Here is a 10,716-nt window from a genome sequence, read left to right as displayed (position 1 = left end):
CCAAAATTCCGCGTTGGTAATGCAGTGATCTGATCAAAAAACCGTAATCTGTAATATAAAAAGGGCTGACATTAAAAAAGCCAGCAACAAAGTTACTGGCTTAGGGCCTGTTGACCTTTCAGGATTAAAATTTGTTCAATCTAGGGACGATTTAATCGCGGCGTGAGGTTTGTAACCTAGCGGGCTAAGTAAAAACCGAGCAAAGCTTCCGCGTCCTGCTCACGCCCCTTACCTACATCCATGTAGGCAACAAAGAGTAAATTGCCCCTAAGCAGAACCCTTCGGGCAGCGCATGTTTGGCATTTATTCCACGTTATCGCCTATTTATGGGGAATAACCACACTGCATAGGCTCTGCCTTGCCTAAATACCAAACATACTGCTGCAAATTCAACCTCGAAAGATAAACAGGCTCTAATAATGATCAATTATAAATTGATCTATTATCTAATTTTAGGGTCTAGTTCGCCGCTTAAGTATTTAAGGTGCATTTCATCAAGTGAAATTGGCTTAATTTTACTAGCCTGACCAGAAGTACCAAACGAGTTATAGCGTGCAACGCAAATCTCTGTCATTGCTTTTGTAGCTTCAGCTAGGTATTTACGTGGATCAAAGTTAGATGGGTTAAGCGCCATATGACGGCGAATTGCACCGGTAGATGCTAAACGTAAATCGGTATCAATATTTACCTTGCGAACACCAAACTTAATGCCTTCAACAATCTGCTCAACTGGCACACCATAAGTTTCTGGAATTTCGCCACCGTACTGATTAATAATTTCTAACCATTCTTGAGGAACTGAAGATGAGCCATGCATCACTAAGTGCGTGTTAGGAATACGGGCATGAATCGCTTTAATGCGATCAATCGCTAAAATGTCATCTGTTGGTGGGCGAGTAAATTTATAAGCACCGTGTGAAGTACCGCAAGCAATTGCAAGTGCATCAACGTGGGTTTTATTTACAAAGTCAGCCGCCTCTTCAGGGTCTGTTAGCATTTGATCCGTTGTTAATAACCCTTCTGCGCCAACGCCATCTTCTTCGCCAGCTTCACCTGTTTCAAGTGAACCAAGTACACCTAGCTCGCCTTCAACCGATACGCCACAGGCATGCGCCATAGCAACTGTTTCGCGCGTTACTTCTACATTGTATTCGTAGCTTGAAGGGGTTTTGCCGTCGCTCATTAACGAGCCATCCATCATTACTGATGAAAAACCAAGCTGAATTGAACGCTGACATACACCTGGCGATGTGCCGTGATCTTGATGCATTACAACGGGGATATGTGGCCATTCTTCAACGGCTGCTAAAATCATATGACGAATAAATGGAGCACCAGCATAAGCACGTGCGCCAGCTGATCCCTGAACGATTACTGGACTGTTTGTTTTGTCAGCCGCTTCCATTATTGCGCGCATTTGCTCTTGATTGTTAACATTAAAAGCAGGTACGCCGTAACCATGCTCTGCTGCATGATCTAAAAGTTGTCGCATACTGATTAAAGCCATTGGGTATTCTCCAATTTATCGACAGTAGTTCCCTACCATCTAGTTTGAACGGATGTGTTAGTTTGGCGTTATAACAACGCCACGAAAAACCACTGCTTTGCAGTAATATTCCATCTAAATTAACGACTAAATTAGGGTGAGAGGTATTTAGTAATTAATTGTCGGTGAGGGCTATTACACCCTCACCTTACGCGACTAAAATTACTTAGCGCGCGACTCTAGCATTTCAACTGCTGGAAGTTTTTTGCCTTCTAAAAACTCTAAGAACGCACCACCACCAGTAGAAATATAAGATACTTTATCGGCAATGCCGTATTTATCGATTGCGGCTAAGGTATCACCACCACCCGCAATTGAAAACGCATTTGAGTTAGCAATTGCTTGTGCAATAGCACGAGTACCATTACCAAATTGGTCAAACTCGAACACGCCAACTGGGCCATTCCATACAACAGTGCCTGCATTTGCAATAATTTTTGCAAGCTTGCTCGCTGTATCAGGGCCAATATCAAAAATCATATCATTGCTTGTTACTTCGCTTACATCTTTAAGTGTAGCTACAGCAGATTCAGAAAACTCATTACCAACCACTACGTCAGTCGGTACCGGAATTTCACCATTATTAGCAATCGCTGCTGCACATAAACGGTTCGCTTCATCCATTAAATCAGGTTCGTAAAGCGATTTACCAACTGGGCTACCTGATGCAGCAATAAAGGTATTTGCAATACCGCCGCCGGTAACTAATTGGTCAACAATTTTAGAAAGTGAATCTAAAACGGTAAGCTTAGTAGATACTTTAGAACCACCAACAATCGCTACTAATGGACGCGCTGGATTATCAAGTGCTTTTCCTAACGCTTCAAGCTCAGCCGATAACAATGGACCTGCACATGCCACATCAGCAAATAAACCAACGCCATGGGTAGACGCTTGTGCACGGTGAGCCGTACCAAATGCATCCATTACATATACATCACACAGTGCTGCTAGTTGCTTAGATAGCGCTTCGTCGTTTTTCTTCTCGCCTTTGTTAAAGCGCACATTTTCAAAAACAACCACTTCGTTATCAGCAATATCAACACCGTTTAGGTAATCTTTTTCTAAACGTACAGTTTGCTCTAGGGCATCGTTTAAGTAATCAGCTACAGGTGCAAGCGAAAACGCTTCATCGTATTCCCCTTCCGTAGGACGGCCAAGGTGTGACATAACCATTACTTTAGCGCCTTTCTCAAGGGCTAGTTTAATAGTAGGTAGTGCTGCACGAATACGCGCATCTGACGTCACTTTACCTGCTTTAACTGGTACATTTAAATCTTCACGAATTAATACGCGTTTGCCGTTTAAATCTAAATCCGCCATTTTTATGACCGACATGAACATCTCCTTAGTTAACGATACTGAACCTGAAAAATACGTTTAAAATTATTATATTAATAAATTACTTATTCACTGCCATCATAGCACGCGCTGTGTCGAGCATACGATTAGCAAAACCCCATTCGTTATCACACCATACTAATAACTTTATCAGTCGTTTGTGACTAACACGTGTTTGTGTGCCATCAATAATACAAGAATGTGGGTCGTGATTAAAATCAACCGATACAAGCGGCTCTTCGGTATAACTTAAAATACCTTCTAAGCGGTCTTTTGCTTGTGCTTTAAGTGCATTATTTACTGCATTTAAATCTACATCGGTATTAACCGTTACACTTAAATCCATTGCCGTGACATTTATAGTAGGTACACGTACGGCTATGGCTTCAAAACGGCCTTTAAATTTAGGTAAAATACGGTCTATACCACGGGCGAGCTTTGTATCAACTGGAATAATTGATTGGCTTGCAGCGCGAGTACGGCGTAAATCATGATGATAACCATCAATCACTTGTTGATCGTTCATCGACGCATGAATCGTTGTAATAGCGCCCGACTCAATACCAAATGCATCATCTAATACTTTAATAACCGGCACAACACAGTTAGTTGTACACGATCCGTTAGAAACAATTGTGTGCTCGCTTTTAAGCTCATCGTCGTTAATGCCATACACAATCGTAGCATCAACATCGTTATCGGCCGGATGCGAAAACAACACCTTTTTAGCACCTGCGGTAATATGTAACTGCGCATGTTCACGCGAGTGGTAAACACCCGTACATTCAAGTACAACGTCTACATCGAGCGTTTGCCAAGGTAATTCAATTGGGTTTTCTTCACAAAAAAGTGCAATGGTATCGCCTGCAACACTAATGGTGTCTTCACCAAGTTTTACAGGAAAAGAAAAACGACCGTGGGATGTGTCGTATTTTAATAAATGAGCAATAGCTTCAGGATCAGCAAGTTCGTTAATCGCAACAATTTTTATATCGTCGCTCAAACCAGACTCGTATAACGCGCGGACAATATTTCGACCAATACGACCAAAACCATTAATTGCAAGTTTGATTGCCATGAAATATAAAATCCACTCTTTTAGCGTGCAGATAAAGGCAATACGCCTTTTAGATGTCTGTATTGTAATCGACCTTGCATCTGATTATAAGAGGGAAGCATTAGAAACTTTAAATTAACGTTGAAGAGCTTAGGCATTGCAAGCTCTTCAAGGGGTCTGACTTTTAAAATTAAGTTTTTTATACTAAATTTTTCAAAGCGTTAATTATATCTTCTGGCTCAGAACGAGTACGATAATCAACATCAACATAACGCCAAGTCACTTTACCTTGTTTATCTAAAACAAAGGTGGCAGGGATCGGTAAAACACTACTATTGCCATTGTTAACCGACTCTAAATCTAGGCCTCGGTCTACTCGCATATGCTCGAGTAAAAATGTGGGCACTTGCCATGCTACGCCGTAGCTTGCTGCTACATCGGCATTTTGATCACTCAGCACTAAAAAATCCATGTTACTTATATCGCTTTCGCTCATTGAGCCATCGGGTACTTGCGGGCTAATAGCCACCAGCTGCGCACCTAAAGCATGAATTTCAGGTAAACGTGACTGCAGTGCTTTCAGTTGTAAATTACAGTACGGACACCAACTACCACGATAAAAAGTAACAACCACAGGCCCTTTAGCAAGTAACTCAGTTAACTGCACCGATTGACCATGTTGATTTGGTAACTCAAAACTTGGTGCAATTTGGTTTAAATCAAGTGCATTAGCACCTTGTTGAAACGCTTTTGCTTGTGCAATCGTTTCATCAACACCTTTCATAAAATCAGGATTACCTTTGCGCCCTGCTGCTACTTTTGCCTCAGTTTGTGCTTTTAACGTGTTGCTTTCATCGCTCATAATATGGCTACCTTCAAATTAATCAAAAACTTAAAGCCAGCTTACATTATGAAAATGTATTTGAAATGAAAATTTTAACTTAATCATTTACCTCTAAATCAAACACCACGTTTATTGATGATTTAAATGTAATAGTTTCTTGTAAATACCTGCCTTGCTCGAATGGATTTCTAGTAACTTTAGAGCCGGTCACAACTATTCTCTCAAAATCATCTACGCCATAACCATAACTTGAACGGTTAGAATTTGAATTAATACTGTAAATTTTTCCAATCTCTGCGCCAAATGCTTTGGCAAGCTTACCCCCTTTAACTATAGCGTTATCTATTGCGCCTTGTGTTGCTTCAGCTTCTAACTGCGAGGCTTTTGAAGACATAAGCTCAATATTCGTCAGTTCATTAATTTTTACACTTAGTGCAAAATCGATAAAATCATTCACTTTTTCAATATTTCTTAATGTTACTTTAAGTGTTCTTGTTGCTACATATCCTGCATTAATTGCTGTACCGCTCTCGACATTAAACATATCGTCATCATTATGAGTTAACAGGCTTGTAGCAGAAACATCAGTCTCCTTAACACCATACTTGCTTAAACCTTTAAGTAACAAATTTACTCGGTCATCAACATCACGTTTTGCATCAAGTGATTTGTCTTTAAAGCTTATTACTTCAAAAGAAATCTTAGCCATATCGGGCTTTGCTAATACCTCTGCAGTACCCTGCACTGCAATATGGCGATTAGCAGGCAAACTTGAATTAGCAAAAGTGATGAGTGGGAATAAGGTTAAGAAAATGGCAGTGATGAGTTTCATGATCGTCCTTGAAGTGATTAGTTAGATAATGATTACGTAACTGTACCTATAGTTATACGGATAACAATAAAAGTAAACTACTCTTTATTGTTGCCGGGAGTTTATCTCGCGCGGCATAAAGCCCCGCCTTCAGCCAACCTACATCAACTCGCCTACTTTTAACTCTTTGCCACGGCTTATTTGATGACACTGGGCTAGCAGTAACTCGGCAGTGGCTTGTGCATCGGTCAGTGCGTGATGGCAATGATAGCTTGGTAACTCATAACGTGTGCGGCAAGCATTAAGGGTTAAATCATCTTGTTTTATTTCAGTTGAATGATGGAGTAAGCGCTTTTGCTCAATATGCAGTGTGTCGATTATGAGTTTAGGCCGTATTGTTATATTGGCATTTTTAAGCGCTATTTTTAAAAAGCCCCAGTCGAGCATGGCATTATGAAACACTAAAATACAGTCGCTAAAATGGTTACTTAATTGCATTAATATACTGTTTAGGCTTAGCCCCTTTGCTATAGCATCATCGCTAATCCCATGAAAAACAGGACTTTGCTCAAGGCTTTTTACGTCTTTATTTATAAGGTGCTGCGACTCGCTCATTTTTATACATTGGTTATCTATTACCACCCACGCTACCGATACAATTTCGTGCTGTTTTGCATCAAGGCCAGTTAGCTCTAAATCAATCACCAAATAACGTTGTTGTAAGGCATTTTTGCCTAGTAATTTACGGCGCTTTAAATACCGAGTGAGCAGCTTTTTTACCATGTTAGTAATCCATCATTATAAACTGCCGCGAGCAAACTTAAACGCAGCGGCTTGCTGCGCTTGTTTAACAAGATAAAACGCTTCTTTTAGTTGATGGCGCTCTAGTGAGTTTAATTTATTAGGATTAATACAATTACTCGGTAAGCCCTCTTCGTTTATTTGTGTACTCAAGCGCTGCTGCGTTAAGAACCGCCAGCAGTCTTTTAGGTTGTATATATCTTCTTTGCTGATCAGTTTATATTTTAGTAGTGCGTCTAATCGCTCTTGCGTGTTGGCGCGCCTAATACCCGCTTTTAAAGCGTATAATCGCACTATGTCATTTATAATTACGACACCGCGTTTTTTTAAATCTATGTATTTATTATTTTGATCTGTTTTTTCTGTTTTAAATTTATTAAATAAACCAATTGGCACGCTGTTGCTGCTTATGTCGGTTGCCATTGCGGCATAGAATAAGTCGTTACGCGATATACGAATTAGTTGCTCGCAAAAAGCCGTGTATAAAGCGTTTGAACCTTCAATAAATCGCAGGTCAAAAAATATCTTACAGTTAAGCATTGCATTGGGTGTGGGGCTTTTTATCCATTTAAAAAAGCGCTCGCTCCAGTCGTTTACGCTCATACGGCACTCATCACTGCTTGCCATAATATTACCTGGGCAACGCCTAATGCCGCACTCAACTAAATTCTCGCATACAAACTCGCCCATACTTTTAAAGTAAGCGTGTTGCTCGGTGGTTAAGTCGTTAGGGAGTAATAAGCCGTTATCTTGATCTGAATGCAGGGTTTGTTCTTCGCGTGCTTGCGAGCCAAAGCAAATAAAACTAAAGCTGGTTGGCGCTGCGCCATGCTCTTCTTGAAATAAGTGAATCAGGCGCGATGTAAGCGCATCGGTTAAACCACTGAGTAATTTACCAATTAGCGATATGTCGTCAATGTTGTACGAAAAACTACGCAAAAGTTCGGGAATTTCTTTAGCGTAGCGTTTTAAATCAGTAACAGTGTGCGCTTTATATATGCGCCCAATAAGCTGTACGGGGTCACTTTTTTGTTGGCGCAGTAAATCGGTGCTGGTTATCATCCCTATCGGGTTATGGTTTTCGTCAAGCACGGGCAAATGGTGAATATTGTATTTAAGCATTAAGTGCAGCGCTGAAAACACTCGGTTATTTTCAAATATAAACTTAGGTTTGGCGGTCATAATACTGCTTACTGCGTCTTGTGGATCTACCTCGTCGGCAAGTACTCGGTTGCGTAAATCGCGGTCGGTCACAACCCCTACTAAGTGCGCGTGCTGCGTTATCATTATTGACGACACACCATGCTCTTTCATTTTTTTAGCGCTTTGCCTAATACTTGCATCGGGCGTAAGCGTAATTGCTGTGCGCGTCATCAGCTCTGATATTTTACGTTCCGACCAGCTATCGTTTTTACTTTTATAATGCGATGACAACAACCGGTTAGCATGAGCGCGTACAAAGTATTGCTCAAACGATTTATATTCTCTGCGTAAAAAATCAAAGTGCGTTTGAGAGAGCATATACACTATCCCCTCTTTTTGTACTTCTAACCTATTTTGAATTGCCTCACCGGTTAACAGCGACGGAAAACCAAAATAGTCACCTTGCGCTAAGCGTGTAACAACATCGCCCTTGCCATCAACTAGGTCGTACAAACCAGAGCGAATTAAAAATAGTTTAGGGTTTTCACTTTGTAACCACTGAGTTTGGTTTTCGCGGGTAAGGTAAATAATATCAAGATGATTTACAAAGTATTCGCATGCGCTGCTATCAAGCATAGTAAAAGGCGCTTGCAAACAAACGTATTGGGCTATTTCTTGTTGTTCTACACTCATTGTATTCGCTCTTTAAATGGTGATGTACCAATCTAATGTACTTATTTATTAAACAAATAAAAAGCCCGACTAAAGTCGGGCTTTGGGTACTTTATGTTTTTTTACTATATCTGTAAATGTTGCCTAGTGATCGTGCGCTTCAGCTGACCCTTTAGGGTTACGAATGCCTTCTACCATTTCTTGAATTTCAATAGGTGTAGCTTGAGTAAATTTAAGAACAACTGCAGCTACTACAAAGTTAATAATCATACCAATTAAGCCAATACCTTCAGGCGAAATACCTAAAAACCAATGTTCAGGATTATTAAGCTCAGGGCTTACAAACTTGAAGAAGATGATATACGCAGCGGTAAAGCCAATACCCGTTACCATGCCTGCAATTGCGCCCTCTCGGTTCATTGTTTTAGAGAATATACCCATAATAATTGCTGGGAAGAAACTCGCTGCCGCCAAGCCGAAGGCAAATGCCACTACCGATGCCACAAATCCAGGCGGGTTAATACCAAAGTACGCGGAGATAACAATAGCGACCATGGCTGCCAACCTCGCTGCAAGTAACTCTTGCTTGTCGGTAATATCGGGCTTGAGGGTTCGCTTGAGTAAATCGTGCGAAACGGAGGTCGAAATAACCAGTAGTAAACCTGCGGTTGTAGACAATGCAGCGGCAATACCACCGGCAGCTACAAGTGCAATTACCCATGCTGGTAAATTAGCAATTTCTGGATTTGCTAATACCATAATGTCGCGGTCTACATTTACTTCGTTAGCACTGTTCGGATCGGTGATTTTACCCGCCGTGTAGAACATTTTGCCATCGCCGTTTTTATCATCAAATGTAATTAAACCTGTGCGTTCCCAGTTTTTAATCCATCCTGGTGCTTCTGCGTAAGCTGTACCGCTACCGTCTTTACCATTAATAGTATCAACCATGTTTACGCGAGCAAAGGCTGCAACCGCAGGTGCTGTAGTATAAACAATGGCGATGAACACAAGAGTCCATGCAGCAGAAATACGCGTGTCTTTTACGCGAGGTACAGTGAAAAAGCGTACAATTACATGTGGTAAACCAGCAGTACCTACCATTAACGCACCAGTAATAGCGAATACGTCAATCATGCTCTTAGAGCCTTCGGTATATTGCGCAAAACCAAGTTCAGCGCTTAAGCCATCTAATTTATCAAGTACGTACACGCCGTCGCTGCCAATTAGTGTGGCACCAAAACCGGTTTGTGGGAAGAAATGACCCGTCATCATCATCGAGATAAAAATGGCTGGTACAAGGTATGCAAATACAAGTACACAATACTGCGCTACTTGTGTGTAGGTAATGCCTTTCATGCCGCCAAGTACCGCATAAAAGAATACAATCACCATACCAATGTATACACCGGTTTCAATTTCTACTTCTAAAAAGCGTGAAAATACCACGCCTACGCCACGCATTTGCCCTGCTATATAAGTGAAACAAATAAATATGGCACAAAAAATAGCAACTAAACGCGCGGTACGTGAATAGTAACGGTCGCCAATAAAGTCTGGCACAGTAAACTTGCCGAATTTACGTAAGTAAGGCGCTAAACACATGGCTAATAGTACATAACCACCTGTCCACCCCATTAAGTAAACGCTGCCATCGTAACCTGCAAACGAAATAATACCCGCCATTGAAATAAACGACGCAGCACTCATCCAATCGGCAGCCGTTGCCATACCATTAGCAAGAGGAGGTACGCCGCCGCCTGCTACATAAAACTCTTTGGTTGAACCCGCACGGGCCCAAATTGCTATGCCGATATAAAGCGCAAAGCTTAAACCAACAATTATAAACGTGAGTGTTTGAACATCCATTGCTTAGCTCCTATTCGTCTACGCCGTATTTTTTATCTAACGTATTCATTTTGAAAACGTACACAAAAATCAAAGCAACAAAGGTATAAATCGCGCCTTGCTGGGCGAACCAGAAGCCAAGTTTAAACCCAAAAAAACGTACTTCATTAAGTACATCAACCAGTAATATGCCAAAGCCAAAAGACACGACAAACCACACTGCTAACAGTTTAAATAACAGCGAAATGTTTTCTGCCCAATAAGCTTTTGCTTGTTCTTCATCTTTAAAAGCCATTTTTGTTTTCCCCTTTAAGCACCGCAATATCGCGATGAGTGGTTTTTTATCTTCGCTTACCAATTTAGCAACGCTGGTTACATATTGAATTGAGACCATAGTCGTAACAGCTTGTTAACGTTTACGTAAACTGCATTTATCATTCAAGCGTGTTTTATATATTTTTTATATTATTTCAATTGCTTAGGCTGTTTTTGTAAGCTGGCTTTATGATTAAATTGATAAGTTGGTCATTAATGCGACATTAGTCTAATGCTCAAGGGTGTTTTATTTTTACTCTTAATATTCAATAAGATATAAATAAAATAAAAGTTTTATTTTAAATTCAACCCTCACACTTAACCTCAGTTCTGGTATT

9 protein-coding genes are annotated in these 10,716 nt (G+C 40.7%); all 9 read right to left on the bottom strand.

Going from position 1 to position 10,716, the window contains the following annotated elements; all coding sequences use genetic code 11:
- Positions 1-442: 442 nt before the first annotated feature.
- The gene (fba, locus tag H5072_RS04150; protein WP_002961523.1) at positions 443-1,507 is read right to left on the bottom strand and encodes a class II fructose-bisphosphate aldolase; all 1,065 of its coding nucleotides are present in this window, start codon (positions 1,505-1,507) and stop codon (positions 443-445) included.
- 201 nt (positions 1,508-1,708) lie between these two features.
- Positions 1,709-2,884 (bottom strand): phosphoglycerate kinase, encoded by a 1,176-nt coding sequence (locus tag H5072_RS04145; RefSeq protein ID WP_002961525.1) that lies wholly within the window; start codon positions 2,882-2,884, stop codon positions 1,709-1,711.
- 64 nt (positions 2,885-2,948) lie between these two features.
- Positions 2,949-3,965, bottom strand: a complete 1,017-nt coding sequence (gene epd / locus H5072_RS04140; RefSeq protein WP_002961528.1) for an erythrose-4-phosphate dehydrogenase — start codon at positions 3,963-3,965, stop codon at positions 2,949-2,951.
- A gap of 178 nt (positions 3,966-4,143) precedes the next feature.
- Positions 4,144-4,806, bottom strand: a complete 663-nt coding sequence (locus H5072_RS04135; RefSeq protein WP_182692797.1) for a peroxiredoxin-like family protein — start codon at positions 4,804-4,806, stop codon at positions 4,144-4,146.
- Positions 4,807-4,885: 79 nt separating this feature from the next.
- A complete protein-coding gene (locus tag H5072_RS04130; protein WP_182692796.1) occupies positions 4,886-5,620 on the bottom strand; it encodes an SIMPL domain-containing protein in 735 nt (244 codons plus the stop codon).
- Between the two features lie 138 nt (positions 5,621-5,758).
- Positions 5,759-6,382, bottom strand: a complete 624-nt coding sequence (locus H5072_RS04125) for a 3'-5' exonuclease (RefSeq protein WP_182692795.1) — start codon at positions 6,380-6,382, stop codon at positions 5,759-5,761.
- Between the two features lie 15 nt (positions 6,383-6,397).
- A complete protein-coding gene (locus H5072_RS04120; protein WP_182692794.1) occupies positions 6,398-8,236 on the bottom strand; it encodes a DUF294 nucleotidyltransferase-like domain-containing protein in 1,839 nt (612 codons plus the stop codon).
- A gap of 123 nt (positions 8,237-8,359) precedes the next feature.
- Entirely contained in the window at positions 8,360-10,084 is a 1,725-nt protein-coding gene (locus tag H5072_RS04115) for a sodium:solute symporter family protein (protein ID WP_182692793.1), read from the bottom strand.
- A 10-nt stretch (positions 10,085-10,094) separates the two neighbouring features.
- A complete protein-coding gene (locus H5072_RS04110) occupies positions 10,095-10,358 on the bottom strand; it encodes a DUF4212 domain-containing protein (RefSeq protein WP_002961535.1) in 264 nt (87 codons plus the stop codon).
- Positions 10,359-10,716: the final 358 nt, after the last annotated feature.

This window comes from Pseudoalteromonas sp. SR45-5 (assembly GCF_014163565.1).
Classification (GTDB): domain Bacteria; phylum Pseudomonadota; class Gammaproteobacteria; order Enterobacterales; family Alteromonadaceae; genus Pseudoalteromonas; species Pseudoalteromonas distincta.
The sequence above is the reverse complement of the archived record's forward strand: the minus strand, read 5'-3'. Positions and strand labels throughout refer to the sequence as shown.

Bases quoted from the DNA above. Each gene is read 5' to 3' on its own strand.
- H5072_RS04135 (WP_182692797.1), bottom strand. From the start codon at position 4,806: ATGAGCGATGAAAGCAACACGTTAAAAGCACAAACTGAGGCAAAAGTA.
- H5072_RS04110 (WP_002961535.1), bottom strand. From the start codon at position 10,358: ATGGCTTTTAAAGATGAAGAACAAGCAAAAGCTTATTGGGCAGAAAAC.
- H5072_RS04120 (WP_182692794.1), bottom strand. From the start codon at position 8,236: ATGAGTGTAGAACAACAAGAAATAGCCCAATACGTTTGTTTGCAAGCG.
- H5072_RS04130 (WP_182692796.1), bottom strand. From the start codon at position 5,620: ATGAAACTCATCACTGCCATTTTCTTAACCTTATTCCCACTCATCACT.
- epd (WP_002961528.1), bottom strand. From the start codon at position 3,965: ATGGCAATCAAACTTGCAATTAATGGTTTTGGTCGTATTGGTCGAAAT.
- H5072_RS04145 (WP_002961525.1), bottom strand. From the start codon at position 2,884: ATGTCGGTCATAAAAATGGCGGATTTAGATTTAAACGGCAAACGCGTA.
- fba (WP_002961523.1), bottom strand. From the start codon at position 1,507: ATGGCTTTAATCAGTATGCGACAACTTTTAGATCATGCAGCAGAGCAT.
- H5072_RS04115 (WP_182692793.1), bottom strand. From the start codon at position 10,084: ATGGATGTTCAAACACTCACGTTTATAATTGTTGGTTTAAGCTTTGCG.
- H5072_RS04125 (WP_182692795.1), bottom strand. From the start codon at position 6,382: ATGGTAAAAAAGCTGCTCACTCGGTATTTAAAGCGCCGTAAATTACTA.